Below are 18,015 nucleotides of genomic sequence, written 5' to 3' on the forward strand. Positions count from 1 at the left end.
CTTTACTCTCCAAATTTTTAATTCTGTTACTATTTTACCACAAAGCGCCTAAGAAAGCCCTTCTGTCCGTTCTTTTTCTGAAAAATATTAAAGCTTCACATGACTAATGCTGACAATTATGACAAAAGGCCTGAGGCAAAGACCCCAGACCTACTGTCTACTCTATAGATTATTCCTTTTTCTTGCTATCCTCATAGAGACTGGGCGCAAATGCTTTTGTCACCATGGCTGTCAAGAAGCGAAACCCTCCCGCTGCTAGACCAAAAATTGGCGCTAAAGCACGGAAGAAAAAATCCCCCCGCATAAATAAACAAAGCAGACCAGTAATCACAAAGATAGCCAAGCTCTGCACTACAACTACCAATAATATTTTCTTCATCATTCCCTCGACTTTCTATAGACTATTATAGCATAAGAAAGGAAGGTTAGGACGGAAACCGGAAACTTTTGGAGAATAGCAAGTAGAAGAATGAGGCGCAAAGCTAAGTTCAGGTGGATATCCATACATTTTTTAAACAATTAATTTGTAATTAAATCGCCAACTGACTAGTAGAAAGTTCTTATCTCAGTGATTTTATCGCTTATAATTCTAGTTTTTCCATTATTTCCTGCAAAGTATCAGGTGAAATCGGGTCTACAAGAACATACTTGGCATCCAGCATATAGATGCCTTCAGTCAATGACTCTAAGTACTGACGATAAGGAACTTCGGCTAGTTTTTCCCCATCGGCTGTCATGATAAATAGTCGTGCAACTGCAACCTTACTTCCTCTATACTGTTGCAAATATTGAGGTTCTAACTCTGGTTGAGATGGTAAGATTGTTCGTCCTTCACTATTTAGATAGTTGACAGGGATGATGATATCTTCACCATCCTGCTCTACTTTAAAAACTTGCTGCTCAGAGTAATAAGCATTCAGCTGTTGGGTAAAGCGCAAACGCTGGTCATAGCTATTCAAAAGTTGCTCGTCCGGAACATGGATAATCTGCCCTAGGTAGAGTTCATTGATGTAAATGGGACGTTTCACTCCCATAACTTCTACTATAGGATTGACTTTTACTTCCTTAGTCAATTCTGAAAGAGCTGATAAGAAAATATCTGTGAAATGAAATTCTAGAATAGAATCTTTATCATACGCCACACCATCATGTTCACATACAGTTACATCTAAGAGAATGAGCAAGGTTTTCAAGAACATCAAGGCCCCAGTCCAGTCAGAAGCTGTCGCCAAATCTGGAACAGATACCTGATAAGCTTGACCATCAAAAGATAGACGGAACCCTAAACTAGACTTCTCTTTGACCCCAAACTGAACAGAATGGAAATCCGAAATAAGAGAGTCCGCAGATGGCTTTAATCCTGCATCCTTAGCGGAAACGCTGTAACATTCAAAGAGTTCTGCTTGAAGCACCTCACCAATTCTTAGTGATTGGTTGCTTTTTATTGTAAAAATAACTGATTTCATATTTTTCTCCTTCGGTCTACTGGCAAATCCTTTCTACGACGTAGAATCGTTACTTCGCTGACAGGGATTTTCCCTGATGCATACATGGTCTGGCCATATTTCTCATCCAATAATTCCGCATCATCAGCTAAATTGTTTTCAATTAGAAATTCTTTATCAAAAACCAGGAGTCGCACATAAGAATCGGGTGCTGTAAAATCATCATCCCCATGCTTGTGACCAGCCATTGTAAATTCCTGACCTTTATATAGGACACGATCATAAACCGAATACCTCTGACTAACCTCACTATAAGGCACAAGCTTCCCGTATACGCCTTCTCCGGCATCATCTACATAGAAACTATAGGGAACGTAGCCTTCTTCCAACATCGCTGGATCTTTTGAAAGTAGGATATAGTCATTTATATAATTCACAAAATTAGAGTATACTTTATTTTGGTAAACTAGATATTCTTTATCCATTTTATCCCTCCACGTATTCCATTATACCATCTTTATTAACCCTACCAACCAAGACTTCCTCGCCTCCGACATTTAGATATAATTTAGAACCTTCCTTGAGTCTACTTCTATCTGAATGAAGATATTCTGGAACCAAAAACTCGTCTGAATCTGATTTTATGAAGCCATTTCCACTAGCAGGGTCTATTACTTTCTTAGGCTTGCCTGTAGAGCTATTCATCACAATATTACCTTTTCCATCTATTAAATTCCCTTCCATATCCCCATATGGGATTTTAATATAGCCCGTCTCATCAGTAGTGTACTCTAAGCGAAGGTATGCATCGGTTTTAAGAACTAAATTACCATTCTGATCACGTACTGCAACCCTATTGCCATTTGCATCAATCATAGTTTCAACAAATGGAGATCCTTCATAGTCTAGTCGCAAGCCTTCTACAGCTTCTCTGATATTAGTAATATTTTTCACATCCGAACGTCTGGCTGCATAGCCACCTGCTGTTGCTTTTTTCTTCCTATCGAATAGCCAAACCTCAGCTTCAATAGGCATAATCTTTTGCATGACTGTTGAATCATCTGGATACGGAATTGCATTACGAATATCAATCATCATGTCATATTCAGACTGTGTCATTTTGGTTACATGCGTATTCCTTAGTCGATTAAACTCATCCCAAGAAACACCATACTCTTGTAATTTTTGGTCAATAATTGCTCGAGTTGTTGGTTGACTTGGTGATGGATTGACTGTTCCCTTGGCCTTCGGCACGTCCACATCTCCTGGCTTGACTCCGCTAACAGCCTTGACTGCGCCGTCGCCTGATATCTGCTTGACCTTCGGTACATCCACGCTGACTGTTGGATGGGGTTTCAGCTTAGCCAGGCTCATATCAGCTGAACTGGCTTTCAGATGCAGATCTGGCCTACTACTCAAACGTACATTAGCTGGATCCAGCTTGGGTAGCTGTCCAACTTTGCTCGATATATCAAAATCACCTGCTGGTCTGCTTCCACCTGGTAAGTCCACATCCAAGTCTGGCGTGCCTCCACGGCCGAACTTCCCACCAAAGTAATTACCAGCCTTGCCTACTCCAAAGCTAGTGACTTGCCCAATCACTAAATTCTGAAGTGCCGTGCTTGAGTCTTGATCTGTTGCTACTGTATAGAAAACCTTTGAGACATCATTGGCATCGTCCGCATACTTTCCTAATGTTGCCAAATTCTTCAATAAGTTTGGACCCGATGTGCCAAACTTCGTCAGATAAGCTAGTGAGCCCATTGATGCCAAAGTCGTAGCTGCATCTATCCCAGCCCAAACTCGATCCTCAGTTGAAAGACGATCGCCTGTTATCATAGTCTGACCTGTCCACGCGGAGTAAGCATTGTCCGCAAATAGATAGGCACCACTTGCATAAGTTAGGGTCAAAGATGCTCCAGAAGTAAAAGGAGCAAAGATAATACCTCCCGCTGCTGCTAAACCGGCTAAAACCTTTAAGCCAATATCAACTTTCTGCAAAGTATCCTTATTTTCTTCTTGAAAGCGACTAGCTTTCAACCCCTGATAATCAGGTATTTTGCTTGGGAAATACGCCTCAACAATATCTTCTGCACTTTTCCCTTCTAAATTTTTTATTTCTTTATCAGTCAGCTTATCTTTTTGAGCTAGATAGGCTTTTGCTGCCTGTAAGCGAGTCTCATAAACATCCTTTGCCGCCTCAATAGGACTAGCCTTCCCATCTAAAAGTTCGTGTAATTTGTACGGTTGGGGATCATTATAAGCCCTCTGTTCAAAACCATTTGCACCTGCTTCTTGCTTATATTTAATCGTATCTTTTTTTGTATATTTACTCTCGTAAGGTTTTTTATCTCCATTGACATTATTTAGACTCTTAAACGCATCATCCATTCCTCGGGTGAACTTATTGTCAATATTTTGCATGATGTCTGAGTGGACTTTCTTCGCGCTATTTAACATACTATAAATGCGCTGAATCGATTTGTCGAAGATACTACTATCTTTTTTTACACCTAAGGCGGCTTCCCCCTTCTGGGTATATAGGTCTTCAACACCTTCAGACTTTACAGTATTCCCAGCAGCTTCGATATTATCCATGATATCACTCATTGAGCTGAAATAATTATATGCTGGATCTGGTGCTTCTGTGGAAAAGTCTGGTTGATTAGAGTAGTACTTTGTCATTTCTGTGCTCCTCCCTCAAGACTCTTTCTATATTCTTGGTAATTACGCTTAATCTGGTCAATAGATCCTTTTGGATCCCGTTTAATAGCTTCCTTGTCTTCTGCTTTTGCAGTTGGATCGTTCAAGACTAGATTGGCAATTGAGGTTGCTAATACTTTGTCCATATCAATCATTGTATCATAAGTATTTTTTGAATGTCGGTAGAGTACTTCACAAATGGTTTCAAACTCTTGTGCTTTTAGGTGATAACGGGATAAACCACCATTACTATCACCCTTTCCTATAAAATCGTGAAAGGCGCCTTCAGACGAAAGGTTGGGAAGATTTGATCTAACACTTTGAATTTTTGTAACAATTTGTCCAGCCAGATTGACCATATTTAAACTATGATAAATAAGTTGTTCTTGGTCTGACAGAACTAATTTAATATCTACTGGCATATTAAAGACTCACTTTCAATTTTTTTATAATTTGCTCTTTCAGTTGATCACTGTCAATTGACCGTCGGATTTGCCTATAGAAATCATATTCATAAAGATGGTTATCGTTTTTTAAATAGATGATATCCTGCGTATCTTTTGACAATTCGTTAACTCGAATTCGAATAGCTTCATCATTTCCGTGATGAAGCACCAAGCTCATGAAAGCTTCTTCTTCCCATTGAGAGTGGATATAATCTTTCACGGTGTCATCAATATTTTGTAAAACGTTATGACTTTCCATCAAAAATGCTAGAAAAACTGCACATCCCGCACGATCAATTTGAAATTGATTTTCACCAACTTCTATAATGATAACTGCCATTCTCTTGAACTGATCAACCCCTGGAGCATAGAAAAACCGTTGATCAACTTGACAGTGATAAGATGCTTTATGATACTCTTTCAAATAAGCTCCATACATCGCGCATTCCTCTGTTGGCTGATTGTCAACTATAAGCCCAAGCTCCTTTAAATCTTCAAAGCCCTTCTCCAAAACCCATAAAAGATTTTCTTTTCGGGTTCCTGTCCATTCAGCTGGAGCCGGAAGCGGAAGAAATATTAAATCATCCGAATAATCATTAAATAAATGTAACGTATATAAAGCTTCTAACGTAAATATCATGCGTTATCAATCTCCTTTATTACATGAGAACTAGATATAGAACCAAGCAATTTTTTAAGACCTGATACAGCTGTTTGAAGTTCTTTTATACTCTTTCCATAATCAGTCCTATATAATTTAACAAACCTTTTCAAGTCCAAGTATTGATTTTTACTTTCACCTTTCCATTCTGTCTCATTTGCTTCAAGGCCAGATATTTCGGCATCAATATCTGAAAGAAGACTTTTGATTTCATTTAATTCACTTATTACAGTTTCTATCTGACTATCATCATATGTAACCACATTACTAGTATAGCTGTTATCAATAGCATTTATATTTGTATCCATAAGCTTCTCCTCTTACCACCAAAGTTGTTCCCAAATTGGTTTTCCTTTATTATAAGCAGCCCTGTTACGGCTGATAGATTTTTCTAAATCTGCGATTTTCTCTCCTAATGTCACATATAAGTCTTTGAAAGATGAGTTGGCATCTTTCACAAAATCAAGATACTCTTTTACAGTTTTTTTATCCGACTCCAATTTAGACTTTAGATTAGATAGATAATGATATCCTTCATTCCCATCAATCTTAGAAATAGCTTTTTCAGATAATTCTATATAATACTGATAGACACTAAGATCAATATCCGTATCTAATCCATGATTTTGAATCGAATTTCGTACTCTCTTATACTTATCTCGCTTAGCTTTATCACTATCGATTTGAGCTATCAAACTAGCATCACTCATTTATTTCTGCCTCCTTCTAGTTTCCGGATTGTTCACCTGATTGTTTTTCTTTCAAGTCTTGCACGGATTTATCTATAACCTTTTTCACGACTTCATCATCTGTACCATATATGTGAGGATATGAACTACCAGTATCACTGTTAGATTGGTTCGTCTGATCTTCTTCTGTTCCAGTTGATGATTGCTCTGTTGAAGAAGAGTCCGAACTAGAAGATTCAGAGGAAGTAGTTGAGGTAGTTGGCGTTGATGAGTCAAAATTTATTTTAGGCCTATCATTGAATTCTCTCACGTTAATATCTTGTTGCTGAACTGGCCTATAAAACATAGCAAAGGTCAAAAGCAAAATGAACGTTGCACCAATGCCAGCCAGTGTTCTTTGGGTTGCTTCCTTACTAGGAAGCTTCACTCCTTTTGGACTCAGTTCTTTCCAATCTGGATGCTCCTCTTCAATAGATTTTTTTTGTTTCAAAAAAGGAACAATAAGAAATTGATTTATAGATCCTAAAGTCACTATTGAGGCTGAGAAGAACGGTATGTATCTGGAAGAACTGAATAGAAGCATACAATAAAGAATAGAAAATAGAATAAAAAGACAAAATATCAAAAAAAGTCTGATTCTATACTCTTTTTTTATTTGCAAATACTGTTCCTTAGACATCTTAATCACTTCCTCGTTTCTTTAGTTATTTTGTAATCTTTAGTTTTACTTGCACGTTCTGATAGTGGAAGTAAATTTGATCATCTAACAGTGGCTCCTCTCGTCCCATAGATGAGCGAGTAAAGATACTTTGATCACTCATTTTCATAGCTATGAGAGCTGTGTCTAAATGAGCTTTCATGTATTTAGTTATGTCTGTATAACTGGCAAGATATGTTTTGTGGGTAACAAAGATGAAATGAAGTCCTACTCTCTGTCCTTCCTCTATTAGGAGAGCAAGCTCATTAGGTTCAATGTTACTTTGCGAAACAAACTGTGAGACATCCGTTATAACAACAAAATGTTCAAAAGTACTACGTTGTTTTCTAGCCATAAGAACCCTTTCCTTCAAGAACTCAAGTGTCGAACGGCAATCCATATCATAGCCTATATAATTACCTACATTATCTGAAAACTGACTGTGTTCCGCAATTGAATCAAAAATGGTAATCATCTCTTTGTTAAACATATGAAGCAATATTCTTATCATATGGTTTGTTACAGCAGTCATAGCAGTATCTTTATCAGATAACACGAGCAGATGTTTAAATTTACTAAACGGCAGACTAACCGTCTGAACTTCTTCAAATTCCACACCAATTGGTAGTTCGTGATTCTCAATGGCTTCCTTAGTGGTCGGTAGATTCATAAATTCATCAATCGTCAACTCCTCTGGTACCATCGGAATGGCACTTGGTCGCTGTCCGGTCCAAGCTTCTTGGAGAGAAGCGACTTCTTGACGCAGGTTGTTGAGGACCTGCGCATCATTGGCACCCGCTACCGGCAAAGCCAGCTGGATAACATCGACTTCGTCACGCTTCATGAGCGCCCGACCCTTGATGTCTTCCATCGTTTTCGCCAGTGGGGTAGAGTCCACGATAGAGCGGACTTCTCCGAAATCATTCTGTGGCAGACTCAGCTGGTGCTTGAAGTTGGCATAGAACTGCGCCCGAAGGTTGGACTGACGGCCCGCTGTTACCAAGAGGTGAACACCAATGCTGAGACCTTCACGAGAAATCCGCACTAAAAGCTTGAAGAGCTCCGCTTCATAAGCTTCTTCCCTCATGGACTCATAGCTGTCCAACAGGATGACGATAGCCGGTTCTTCCTGACCGCTAGCCTGACGGTAGAGCTCTAGTGTACCAACACCGTAGTCGGACAAAAGCTTCTTACGCCGGTTGAGCTCCCGCTCCATGATACGAACAAACTTGGCAATCTTCTCCGTCTGATCCAAAAGCAGGGTATCGGCTACCTGTGGTAATTGCCCCAGTGGTGCCAGACCATTGGTTCCGAAGTCCATTAGATAGAGCGTGACATCTTTGGGACTGAACTTGCGAGCCAAGTCCATGGCCGCACTCTGCAGGAAGGTTGTCTTCCCCGTACCAGGACTTCCGTAGAGCAGGATATGCCCATCCTTGGACAGGTTGACAAAGACAGGCTCTTGCTTCTGTGCCTGCGGAATATCCGCCATTCCCAGAAGGACGGAGACAGGCTTCTTCTGCTCCCAGGCTTCCTGCGGCTGGATCGGTTCCAGTTCCTGTAGGGTCATCCGCTCTTTAAGCGGTGGCAGCCATGGCTGTGGTACCGGTGGGATCTGCTGGCTCTCTGTCAGCAGTTGGATCTGACTGACAATAGCCTCCAGCTCTGTCGGTACTTCCTTGATATCCTCGGCTAGGTCAAGACCTGACAGGTCTTGATTGAGCACTTCGTATTGGCCTAGGTCGTTAATCAGGTAGATGGTATGGTCTTCGATACCCAGCTCATCCTTATCCGGCTGGTAGTCTGCCCCTGACCAGGCTGACTGGAAGAGTTCATAGACTTCATTATTCCCGACCTGCAGATAGGCCCGTCCAGTCTGGGTGATCTCCGCCGCATCAGGCGTCTTAAGCATTTCCATCGAGTCCGTCCGGTCTGCTACCTTGAGCGCCAGCTTAAAGCGGGAGTTGGACCAGATCTGGTCATCCACCACCCCAGAGGGCTTCTGAGTGGCCAGGATCAAGTGGACCCCGAGAGAACGTCCGACCCGAGCGATGGATACCAGCTCCTTGATAAAGTCAGGCTGGTTGACCTTGAGCTCTGCGAACTCATCCGAGATGAGGAAGAGATGGGGCAGAGGTTCGGTTGCTTCCCCGTTTTTAAATTTCTTTTGATATTGGTTGATATGATTGACTTCAAACTCTCTGAAGAGCCGCTCCCGACGGTGAATCTCCGCATTGATGGAAGCCAGCGCCCGCATGGATTGGGCACCGTCCAAGTTGGTAATGGTTCCCAAGAGATGAGGCAGGTTTTTGAAGAGATTGGCCATTCCCCCACCCTTGTAGTCGATGAGCAGGAAGGCCACATCGTGCGGGTGGAAGTTGACGGCCAGACTCAAGATATAGGACTGGATAGTCTCCGACTTCCCAGATCCAGTTGTCCCGGCAATCAGCCCGTGCGGGCCGTGAGCTTTTTCATGCAGGTTGAGGTAGACCAGGTCTTCCTTACCCCGCAGGCCGATAGGCACTGCCAAGCTCTTATACGGCGCATTCTGTTGCCACTTTTGCAAGACTTGCAGGTCTGAGAAGGTCTCTGCCCCATACATCTCCATAAAAGTCACAGTATCAGGGATCGAGCTCTTGAGATTCTGTAAGTGATTGAGCGGCGCCAAGGTCCGAGCGATTCGCTCCTTGTCATAGCCTTCTGGGAAATGATCCAAGCGGAAGTCAATTTCTCTAAGGATTCCTTCTTCCATGACCAGCTGACCAGTGTTGCGGTCCTTGATATTGACAACCGTCTTAATATTCTCAGACAGAGAGCTCATCACATCCTGCACGAAAATTAGTGAGCAGCCCAGGTCAGTCGGATCCTCAGTAAAGAACTCCATGATGATATGGTCGAGAATCAGCTTTTCATCCGTGACCAAGACCACATAGTGAGGACTGTAGAGCGTCGTCTCTTGCCGGGTTGCTTCTTCCTTCTGTGCCTTGCGCAGTTTCAGGATCTGATTGAGACTGTTTAGGACCTGATCGTGCGTCCGCTGGTTATAGACAAAGCCACGGACGTTCAGCTCTTGTAGAGTCGCATGCGGCAGCCAGCGCAGCCAATCCCACTGATCGCGCTCCTCCTCTGGCATGATGGTAATCACCTGCACATCGTGGTAGGAGTGAAAGACCGCTAACTGCATGACCAAGAGCTGGAGCTGTTCTAGGACCAGATTGCGCGGACCGATATAGCCGACCGGTCCATGGCTGAGATTAGCCACGATAGGAAGGTCGGGGATTTTCTTATGCCGAGTGTAGAGAGCATAGCCCTCCTCTTCCAGCGCATCTTTCTTGCCGCTCCGCTCCTCTTGACCGTAGGTCAGCTTATAAGAGGTTGGCACCTGGCCAAGTCCCAAGCGATAGTAGAGAAAGTCAAAGTGCAGCGGTGTCTTCTCGTAGATGCGGTGGCTGTAGTCTGTCACCAGACCCGTTAATTCGTTAATGTTTGGGAAATGGTAAAGCATGCCATCACGCTGCTCACGTTCCAGCTTATTCAGCTCAATAGCCTTATCTTTTAGATAGAGGTGATAAAGATCGATGCGCTCTTTCTTGTCTTCCTTGAACTTCTTGCGGTTTTTGAAGAAACCTCGAACCGAAAAGATAGCACTGGCGATTGACATAGTAACTGTAACGAGGATATAAATCCCCCGCGGCTGAACTAGTGTAATCAGTACCGTCACCCCAACCATGAGAAGTGGCGGCACAATCAGTCTCAAGAGCTCATCATTGGGCTTTTGAGGTTCCTTGCTTGGCGGAGCAATCTGAATCTTGTCCTCTGAGCTCCGATAGATAATCCGCGGTGAGCGGTGATAGTCTGGATAGTCTGGATAAAAACCATGACGAGAAGCCCCCCGCAAGGTCAGGTTAGGGCTGACCGTAGCTGGACCAGTCACCCAGATTTCTTCTGGATAGACCTTGAGGCAGATACCCTCCAAGCTTAGCTCGTCACCTGCTTCCAGCTGGATTTGGTCTCCCGTCCACTCAATGTGATTGAGGTAGACTTGACCTCGCATCTTGGTCAAAAGCCAAGAATCATTCGTTCGCTTCAAGAGCAACTCCAAAGGCGCTTCCAAGCTGATGTCAGCCCCCTTCTGGTCGCTGATGAGCAACTCTTTTCTGTCCAGCAGGTCATAAACGGATGGTTCTGAATCAGATTGATAAAAGGTGAGATTACCCAAGGCCAAGCCGTCAGTTACGACACCCGTATCTTCCCCCATCTGATAAAAGACTTGCCCCTCAGCTAGCTGAAGCTGGATAGGAGTTTCCTGATGGGGCAGGTAAAGCTGAGCCTTCTCACTCGCTGCCAAGAGAACTTTCTTGTCCTCTGTCAGCTGTAGCTCATAGCGCAGATGGTCTGTATAGATGATGATTGTCTTGCTCATACTTACTCCTTCGCGCTACTGCTAGATGACGCTTCACTGCTGGAGGAAGAGCTTGTTCCTGATGAAGCACTTTCACTAGAAGCACCAGAGCTAGAATCGCCAGTCAGAAGCTCTTTACGGCTATCCCAGTATTTCTTATACTCGCTCTCCAAAGACTCAAGCTTACTCTCCCGATCCTTACCAGACAAGCTATCGTCCTCACGAACCTGTTTCATATGTTTTGTCAATGCATAAATGATTAAATCTGAGTCATTAATCCGTTTGGCTGTGTCCAAAGCATCTTCAAAATCATTACGTCCAACTTGAATCCAGTAATTGAGATACAAATCATCTGATTTTAGTGTGACATTGTTCAGGATGACCTTACGCTGATCATCGGAAAATTCTAGTCCCTGAATATACGAGTAGGCTAGTTCATATTTCTGTGTATTCGGCAGACTCTTAGGAGAGATGCCCTCCAGCTCATCGATGACCTTGCTGTAGTCCACTTTTATAAAGGCAGTGTCCGCCTGTAACAGCTTTTCCTTGAAAGGATTCTGTATGAAAATCAAATAAATCAAAGGAATGGTCAAAATCACAACAGCTGCTGTCAGCCAGATGGTCGCCAGTTTGAAAATCTTATGCTGGCGCTTGGAGACCAATGTCTGCTTCTCCGCTTCTTCTGCAGCCTTTTCCTGATAGGATTTCTCCAAAACAGCAACCGCATCTTCCAGGCTGTCAGCCTCACGCAGCTCCACTAGGAAATCCGGCAGAGTTTCTAGCTCTAACGAGCCCTTGTAAAGCTCCATAAAGTCCAGATCTGCAAAGAGCGTCACCGCAAAGCACTTAGCCTGACGCAAAAAGTCCTCCCGAGAGATAGCCTGAGGTGTCATGATACCTGGAACACCACGGTAAGCAATCTTCGCCTGCGCATCCTTGGTAATAAAGAGATTGCTAGGATGCAGCAAAAAAGTCACCGGCAATTCCAATGCAGCTTCTAGGGCAAACACATTGAGAGCCAGACGAATCCGCTCAGAAATTGTACGCTTTTCAATCTCTTCTTTAGAAAGCCCTAAAGGCTCAATCTGATAGGTGAAGTAGACACTATCGTGGTCGGCCTTAGTCTCCTGCTCCAAGAAAAGCGGATGATGCAGGTCCAAAAGCAAGAGCTCCCGCAAATCCTGCGTTGCCACATCCGAGCGCTTCAGCGTTAGGCTCCAATTCTTGTCATTTTTTTCATAGATAAACTCTTGTTCAGCAAATACAAATTTTTCCTCAGTCACCTTAAATCTCCTCAATCTCTACTAAATCTCCCGTTGTGACTGGATAATCAGCCAAAACCTTGCCCTCATCCAGTATCAACCCCTTGTTAATAATCCGCAGCTGATACTTATGGCGCTTTCCTTCGATATTGAAAATCTGATCAATCTCCCGAATGAAGCGCCGGACCTCAATCCGCTTAGGAATGCGAATATCCACGTCCTTATCCCGCAAACGGAGGGTGATATTGATATGTCCTTCCATGTTATACTTCTCCCTTACTGATACGATAGCTGATAAAGACAGTCATACTGACCAAGAGTATGGCTGCTACAAAGTAGACTACTCCTGGCAGAAAATCATCCCAGCTGCTTTCTTCATCGCTTTTCAAACTCGTCTGCAGCTTGGACAATTTTTCCGTTCCCGGCTGAAAAAGCTCCTTGGAATGGTAAATATCCGTCGGCCCCTGTATAGCAGAAAACAGTTGTCCCGCTTCTGTGGCCAACTGTTTATTTTGATACTGCTTCATTTCCTGAATTTTTTCTTGATTCTCAGCAACGAAAAGAGACTTGGTGCCTTCCGATTGTGCTCCAAAGTTCAGTTCTTGCTCTTTTTCAATCCGCGAATTATCTATCTGCAGACGATTATCCTTTAGCTCATCTGCGGCGACAGCCGTCACCGCAAACGAACTTAGGAATAAGAATAAAAACAGAATTTTTTTCATACTCTTTTAAACTTCCTCAGTTTTTAATGTTCTAGTCTTGATAAAGATATTAGCTGCAACCAACAGAGCTAATACAATAACCATACTAAAGATAGCAAAGAAACCAGCGGTCTTACCGTCAAAGTAACCTGACAACATACCTTCCAAGAGTGACAGCACATTCAAGCTCTTGATAAAGGCAGGAAAACCTGTCAGACTGGCTGTCGTACCAATAGCATTGGATAGATATACAAAGCTGATAATCATGAAGAAAGCTAAGCCCATACCCAACACTCGCAAGTGTTTAAGAATCAAATATTGCCCTTGAATCAAGACAAAACTTGCAATCACAATCAGTAAAACCCAAGATGGCACATACTCTCTGCTAATATGAAGCTGAACACTTGAGACAATACCGATAACTAAGCCTACTGTCAAAGAAAGGAAAGCTAGAATGCCTACAGCTGTAATATCTGTATCTTGTAATTTATTCAGTTTAAAACGATCTTTAACCTTGCGCACAATATTTTGCGTTGCAAAAAGATAGGCCGTAAAGAGACTGACGATTTCCAATAAGAGAATCCAAGTAAATGGACGGTAAACATTGACAGTCGCTTTGACAGATGAAGAAGACTGAGCAACCGGATTAGATAGGAAATCCAACAACACTTCATTAGGAACACCGTTCTCATAGGCATTGTTAAGAACCTTTACAAAAGATTCCACAAAGTTACCATTGTCTTCCAATTCTTTATTAAATTGTCCCATCAAGCTTTCAGCATTCGCAGACAATTTCTCTGTCGTTCCCTGCGCATTTTCCAACTCTCGATTAAAGTTACTAAAAATCTGATTAACACTGTCGACCGCTTGGACATTCGTTTGTGAAGAAGCCTTAACACCTGAGGTAGAAGATAGCAAGGAAGTGAACTCTGAATTTAGAGATGACATGTCTGCATCTGTTTTTTGTAATGCTTTTGACGAGGTCTCTCGAGAAGTTGAGATATCTTTCAATTTCTGCTGTACATCTTTATACAAGGCTAGCTGTTTAGAAATTTCTTCTGTTAGAGTCTCATTGCTTTTCTCAATTTGCTCAAGGTTATTTTGCAAGTCTGGACCTAAATCTTCCAATTTCTTCAAAGCTGTATCTAATCGACCTTTAATACTTCCAGAAGGCTCTTGATTGTCTTTATTGTCCTTATCTTGAGTATCACTCTGAGTGATGCTTTCTTGATATTCACTCAAATTATTCTGAACAGCCTCAATTAAAAGGTTAGATAAAGCCTCAGACATATCTTCATTTTTAAGCTCGATGAAGTCATTGTACGTATCCATCGCATTCTTAGCTTTTTCATAGGAAGCAGAAATTTCCTGTACTTTGGCACCGTATAAAGCTGCAGCAGTCTGAGCAGCACTTACATCTACCGAAGTAGTAGCAACTGTGACACCATTCAATGAAATTCCAACGGAGCTGTTAACTGTTTTAGCTGCCTCCTCATTTTCAACACTAAAATGAATAGTAAAAGAACCATTCTCGACTAGCGTAATTTCTTGACCATCAGTTACAGATTTACCATCATAGGTAATTGAAGTGACTGTCATACCTGATGGAGCCTGAACAGAAACAGTAGCTTTCGTCCCCTCTTTCCCAGCCACTGGGCCACTAACCGCACTAGCTGCTTCATCAGCCTGAGATGCCAAGTAAACCAGTTCTGCTGCTGCATTACTTCTATTTTGAGTAAACTTGTCGGCAGCACTATTATCAAAATCATACGTAGATATAGAAAGACCAAATTTTAAATCACTTGGATAGCTACTTGGAACTTTTTCTATAGCATTGATTGCTTGATTTCTTAAATAAGTCTCATAGTTAGTTAAAGTATCTGAACCACCTTTTCCAAGCACAGTTTCTAAGGTGATTTGCGACTTGTCATTAACTCCATAGTAGCTTGTTAATTTCTTCTTAACAAAATTTGAAATATTTCCTTCGTGCTCAGCTAACTTTTCACGTTCAGCCTTCAAATTCTCAGATAAAGAAGCAATCTGTTTATTGACATCATCAGTAAGACTTGCATATGTTTTTAGTGTCTCAGGTTTAGTCTTATCAGAAGCACGCAACTGCTCACTCAAAGTTTTTTGCGTATCCTCCAAACTTGAATATAACTTCTGAGTCTCTTCATCCAAAAGTTGACGATCCATAGCAATCAATTGAGTCATGAACTCTTCGTAGCTTGTTTGATCACTAATCCGCTGCTTCAGAAGGCTATCAAAATTCTTTCCATAGGCTGCTTGAGAATTATCCAAATCATCAAAAGCCTTAGTATAGGTTTCTAAAGTGTTTTTCAGAGAGTTGTTAGCCTCAACAGAGGAAGAGGACATACTAACTAAGGTTGGAAAGATATTTTTAGAACCAATAGCAGATTCCAACAAATTGGTTCGATAATTCCCAATATTGGTTATTTGCACCTCTGAACTAGCTTGGACATTTTGCTGAGCTGTATATAGATTACTCAAAATGCTAACCATATACATATCAACAAGTTGACTATTTAAGTCAGCGATTATATCCTTAGCTAGATTATTAGCTTCTTTTTCAACCTGCATATTTCCAGCAGCATTTACCTTGTAAGAAACAGTTGTTTTATCGGCTTTGATAGCATTAACATCCAAAATTTTCTCTGAAAAATCACTTGGAATTGTCACGACAAGCTGATACTTACCATTTTCTAGTCCGGCATCCGCAGCACCACGAGTTACAATATACCAATTTTGTGAGTCATCACGCTCCAGATTTTTTACGTAGCTGGACCCCAAATTAAATTCCTTCTTATCAACCTTTACAGCCCGATCTTCATTAACGACCGCGACATTCAGTTTAGTTTTTTGATCTGTTTTAATCTTGCCATCTCTAGCGCTGCTTGTATTTTTTTGTACAGCGACATTCAGAGTAACCACGGACGCTAGCAGAGCAACGACTAAAACAACATTTCCTACATATTTAAGTAATTTTTTATTTCCCATAGATACTAAGTTCTTTTTCTTTTTTCTTCAATGTTATATAAAGGAGCACATAGTAAAGACACAGATAGCCCTAACAGTCTAATTCATATATTGATTCAGATTGTTAGAGCTTGCCTTAACATGATAGGGATCTTCTTCCAATCAATGAAAGAAGCCGCTTTTTTATTCTTTACAAAAATAGGAAGGCTCTCGCCTTCCTAAAGCCGTTATAACAAAATTAGTGAATTTGTGCAGCGATATCTTGGTCAGTTTGCTCAACGATGTCAGCAACTTTAACCAACTGAGCGTTAATATCTTGAAGCAATTGTGCAAATTCTTTGATTTTTGGAGATAATTCATTGAATTGTGCTTCAAAACTATCAAATGCAGAACCATCCCAGTTATCAGCAATAACTGCTTGTTCATTAGTCAAGTTATTAAGAACTTGAGTAACTTCCTCTGAACCTTGAGTGTACTTTTGTGCAGATGTGCGAAGTTCTTCTGGAGTTAATTTAATTTGTGCCATAGTTTTCTCCTTTAGCAAATTTATATAACGCATTTATTATAACAATAATTAGTCCATGTTTCAAGAGTTTTTTTATATTTTTTCTAAAAAATATTGTCACATTGTCAACCATCGATCGTGAACTTCTTTATAAATCAGCGTTTAATGCATGATTTATTGAGGCTTAAAACCCTAATTTTTCAAAAATAAGCTGATAGTTTTCTTGGATTTGGTCTAGGCTAACAGTAATCTCCTCACGATTATGATTATTCTTAACAGTCACCTGGCCACTTTCCACTTCGCTTTCACCCAAGGTGATAAGAGTTTTGGCTTTAAAGGTATCAGCCGACTTAAACTGAGCCTTGAGCTTGCGGTCCAGATAATCCCTTTCTGCCGCAAATCCTTGTGCGCGGAGAGCCTGCACTAACTCCAAAGCTCTGCCATTGGCACCAGGTCCTAAAACAGCTACATAAACATCCAGAGCGGTTTCAATCGGCAACTCTACTCCTTGCTTGTCAAGTACGAGAAGTAGGCGTTCTAAGCCCATACCAAAGCCAACACCTGGCGTCTCTGGACCACCAAAGTAAGCAACTAGCCCATCATAACGGCCACCGGCACAAATAGTCAGCTGACTGCCAGCCACCTCTGTCGTAAACTCGAAAATGGTGTGATTATAGTAGTCTAGCCCACGAACCATATTGGTATTGATGACATAAGGAATCTGTAAGGTCTCTAGCATAGAACGAACAGCCGCAAAATAGTTACTGCTCTCCTCATCCAGATAGTCCAGAATAGACGGAGCACCTTCTACAGCCGCCTTGTCCTCGGGCTCTTTAGAATCCAGCACGCGCAGCGGATTCTCCTCCAAGCGACGTTGGCTATCTGCTGATAGGCTAGCCTTCAATGGGGTCAGATAATCAATCAAGGCCTGACGGTAAGCAGCTCTGCTCTCAGGATTCCCTAGCGAGTTAAGCTCCAAGCTGACATTGGTAATGCCAATATCCTTGAAAAATTGAGCCGCCATGGCAATCATTTCTACATCTGTAGCAGGATTATTAGAGCCAAAACACTCTGCTCCAATCTGGTGAAACTCGCGCAGACGGCCAGCCTGAGGCCGCTCATAGCGGAACATAGAGCCCATATAATAGACTTTGACAGGCTTTTGCACTTCAGGAGCAAAAAGTTTATTCTCTACATAAGAACGCACCACGGGCGCTGTCCCTTCTGGACGCAGCGTAATATGGCGGTCGCCCTTGTCATAGAAGTCATACATTTCCTTGGTCACAATGTCTGTCGTATCCCCGACCGAGCGGCTGATGACTTCATAGTGCTCAAAAATTGGCGTGCGGATTTCACCGTAATTGTATTTTCTAAATGTCTTGCGGGCAAAGCCTTCTACATACTGCCACTTGGCTGATTCCTGAGGAAGAATGTCCTGAGTTCCTTTAGGTTTTTGTAATTTCATCTTCTGACCTCCGCCTTCTTTAGTACTTATATTCTATCATAA

General features: G+C 41.9%; 16 protein-coding genes. All 16 read right to left on the reverse strand.

What is annotated here, in order from left to right:
- Window positions 1–169: 169 nt before the first annotated feature.
- Complete coding sequence (locus HMPREF9380_RS10850) at window positions 170–382, reverse strand: hypothetical protein (RefSeq protein WP_002931558.1); 213 nt, start codon at window positions 380–382, stop codon at window positions 170–172.
- Between the two features lie 199 nt (window positions 383–581).
- Window positions 582–1,466 (reverse strand): DUF4299 family protein, encoded by an 885-nt coding sequence (locus tag HMPREF9380_RS10845; RefSeq protein ID WP_002931560.1) that lies wholly within the window; start codon window positions 1,464–1,466, stop codon window positions 582–584.
- Entirely contained in the window at window positions 1,463–1,930 is a 468-nt protein-coding gene (locus HMPREF9380_RS10840; RefSeq protein WP_002931562.1) for a hypothetical protein, read from the reverse strand. Before HMPREF9380_RS10840 ends, HMPREF9380_RS10845 begins: the two co-directional genes overlap by 4 nt.
- A gap of 1 nt (window position 1,931) precedes the next feature.
- A complete protein-coding gene (locus HMPREF9380_RS10835; RefSeq protein ID WP_002931564.1) occupies window positions 1,932–4,130 on the reverse strand; it encodes a hypothetical protein in 2,199 nt (732 codons plus the stop codon).
- Entirely contained in the window at window positions 4,127–4,570 is a 444-nt protein-coding gene (locus HMPREF9380_RS10830; protein WP_002931566.1) for a hypothetical protein, read from the reverse strand. The genes HMPREF9380_RS10835 and HMPREF9380_RS10830 overlap by 4 nt, the downstream gene beginning before the upstream one ends.
- 1 nt (window position 4,571) lies before the next feature.
- The gene (locus HMPREF9380_RS10825) at window positions 4,572–5,234 is read right to left on the reverse strand and encodes a hypothetical protein (protein ID WP_002931568.1); all 663 of its coding nucleotides are present in this window, start codon (window positions 5,232–5,234) and stop codon (window positions 4,572–4,574) included.
- Complete coding sequence (locus tag HMPREF9380_RS10820) at window positions 5,231–5,563, reverse strand: hypothetical protein (RefSeq protein ID WP_002931570.1); 333 nt, start codon at window positions 5,561–5,563, stop codon at window positions 5,231–5,233. Before HMPREF9380_RS10820 ends, HMPREF9380_RS10825 begins: the two co-directional genes overlap by 4 nt.
- Before the next feature lie 12 nt (window positions 5,564–5,575).
- Window positions 5,576–5,965, reverse strand: coding sequence for a hypothetical protein (locus tag HMPREF9380_RS10815; RefSeq protein WP_002931572.1), 390 nt, complete (start codon window positions 5,963–5,965; stop codon window positions 5,576–5,578).
- A 16-nt stretch (window positions 5,966–5,981) separates the two neighbouring features.
- A complete protein-coding gene (locus HMPREF9380_RS10810) occupies window positions 5,982–6,623 on the reverse strand; it encodes a hypothetical protein (protein ID WP_002931575.1) in 642 nt (213 codons plus the stop codon).
- 25 nt (window positions 6,624–6,648) lie between these two features.
- Window positions 6,649–11,064, reverse strand: a complete 4,416-nt coding sequence (gene essC / locus HMPREF9380_RS10805) for a type VII secretion protein EssC (RefSeq protein WP_002931576.1) — start codon at window positions 11,062–11,064, stop codon at window positions 6,649–6,651.
- Between the two features lie 2 nt (window positions 11,065–11,066).
- Window positions 11,067–12,326 carry a type VII secretion protein EssB gene (gene essB, locus HMPREF9380_RS10800; protein WP_080560622.1) on the reverse strand — a complete coding sequence of 420 codons (1,260 nt, stop codon included), beginning with the start codon at window positions 12,324–12,326 and terminating at the stop codon, window positions 11,067–11,069.
- A gap of 1 nt (window position 12,327) precedes the next feature.
- Complete coding sequence (locus HMPREF9380_RS10795) at window positions 12,328–12,567, reverse strand: EsaB/YukD family protein (RefSeq protein ID WP_002894139.1); 240 nt, start codon at window positions 12,565–12,567, stop codon at window positions 12,328–12,330.
- Between the two features lies 1 nt (window position 12,568).
- A complete protein-coding gene (essA, locus tag HMPREF9380_RS10790; RefSeq protein WP_002931581.1) occupies window positions 12,569–13,027 on the reverse strand; it encodes a type VII secretion protein EssA in 459 nt (152 codons plus the stop codon).
- A 6-nt stretch (window positions 13,028–13,033) separates the two neighbouring features.
- Window positions 13,034–16,024: a type VII secretion protein EsaA gene (gene esaA, locus HMPREF9380_RS10785; RefSeq protein ID WP_002931582.1), complete on the reverse strand. Its 2,991-nt coding sequence runs from the start codon at window positions 16,022–16,024 to the stop codon at window positions 13,034–13,036.
- Between the two features lie 217 nt (window positions 16,025–16,241).
- A complete protein-coding gene (locus HMPREF9380_RS10780) occupies window positions 16,242–16,529 on the reverse strand; it encodes a WXG100 family type VII secretion target (RefSeq protein ID WP_032907081.1) in 288 nt (95 codons plus the stop codon).
- Between the two features lie 163 nt (window positions 16,530–16,692).
- A complete protein-coding gene (gene hisS / locus HMPREF9380_RS10775) occupies window positions 16,693–17,973 on the reverse strand; it encodes a histidine--tRNA ligase (protein ID WP_002931585.1) in 1,281 nt (426 codons plus the stop codon).
- Window positions 17,974–18,015: the final 42 nt, after the last annotated feature.

This window comes from Streptococcus sanguinis SK49, from assembly GCF_000212815.1.
Lineage (GTDB): Bacteria > Bacillota > Bacilli > Lactobacillales > Streptococcaceae > Streptococcus > Streptococcus sanguinis_C.

Excerpts from the sequence above, each read along its gene's own strand:
- HMPREF9380_RS10850 (WP_002931558.1), bottom strand. The coding sequence starts at position 382 with ATGATGAAGAAAATATTATTGGTAGTTGTAGTGCAGAGCTTGGCTATC.
- HMPREF9380_RS10845 (WP_002931560.1), bottom strand. The coding sequence starts at position 1,466 with ATGAAATCAGTTATTTTTACAATAAAAAGCAACCAATCACTAAGAATT.
- HMPREF9380_RS10840 (WP_002931562.1), bottom strand. The coding sequence starts at position 1,930 with ATGGATAAAGAATATCTAGTTTACCAAAATAAAGTATACTCTAATTTT.
- HMPREF9380_RS10835 (WP_002931564.1), bottom strand. The coding sequence starts at position 4,130 with ATGACAAAGTACTACTCTAATCAACCAGACTTTTCCACAGAAGCACCA.
- HMPREF9380_RS10830 (WP_002931566.1), bottom strand. The coding sequence starts at position 4,570 with ATGCCAGTAGATATTAAATTAGTTCTGTCAGACCAAGAACAACTTATT.
- HMPREF9380_RS10825 (WP_002931568.1), bottom strand. The coding sequence starts at position 5,234 with ATGATATTTACGTTAGAAGCTTTATATACGTTACATTTATTTAATGAT.
- HMPREF9380_RS10820 (WP_002931570.1), bottom strand. The coding sequence starts at position 5,563 with ATGGATACAAATATAAATGCTATTGATAACAGCTATACTAGTAATGTG.
- HMPREF9380_RS10815 (WP_002931572.1), bottom strand. The coding sequence starts at position 5,965 with ATGAGTGATGCTAGTTTGATAGCTCAAATCGATAGTGATAAAGCTAAG.
- HMPREF9380_RS10810 (WP_002931575.1), bottom strand. The coding sequence starts at position 6,623 with ATGTCTAAGGAACAGTATTTGCAAATAAAAAAAGAGTATAGAATCAGA.
- essC (WP_002931576.1), bottom strand. The coding sequence starts at position 11,064 with ATGAGCAAGACAATCATCATCTATACAGACCATCTGCGCTATGAGCTA.
- HMPREF9380_RS10795 (WP_002894139.1), bottom strand. The coding sequence starts at position 12,567 with ATGGAAGGACATATCAATATCACCCTCCGTTTGCGGGATAAGGACGTG.
- essA (WP_002931581.1), bottom strand. The coding sequence starts at position 13,027 with ATGAAAAAAATTCTGTTTTTATTCTTATTCCTAAGTTCGTTTGCGGTG.
- esaA (WP_002931582.1), bottom strand. The coding sequence starts at position 16,024 with ATGGGAAATAAAAAATTACTTAAATATGTAGGAAATGTTGTTTTAGTC.
- HMPREF9380_RS10780 (WP_032907081.1), bottom strand. The coding sequence starts at position 16,529 with ATGGCACAAATTAAATTAACTCCAGAAGAACTTCGCACATCTGCACAA.
- hisS (WP_002931585.1), bottom strand. The coding sequence starts at position 17,973 with ATGAAATTACAAAAACCTAAAGGAACTCAGGACATTCTTCCTCAGGAA.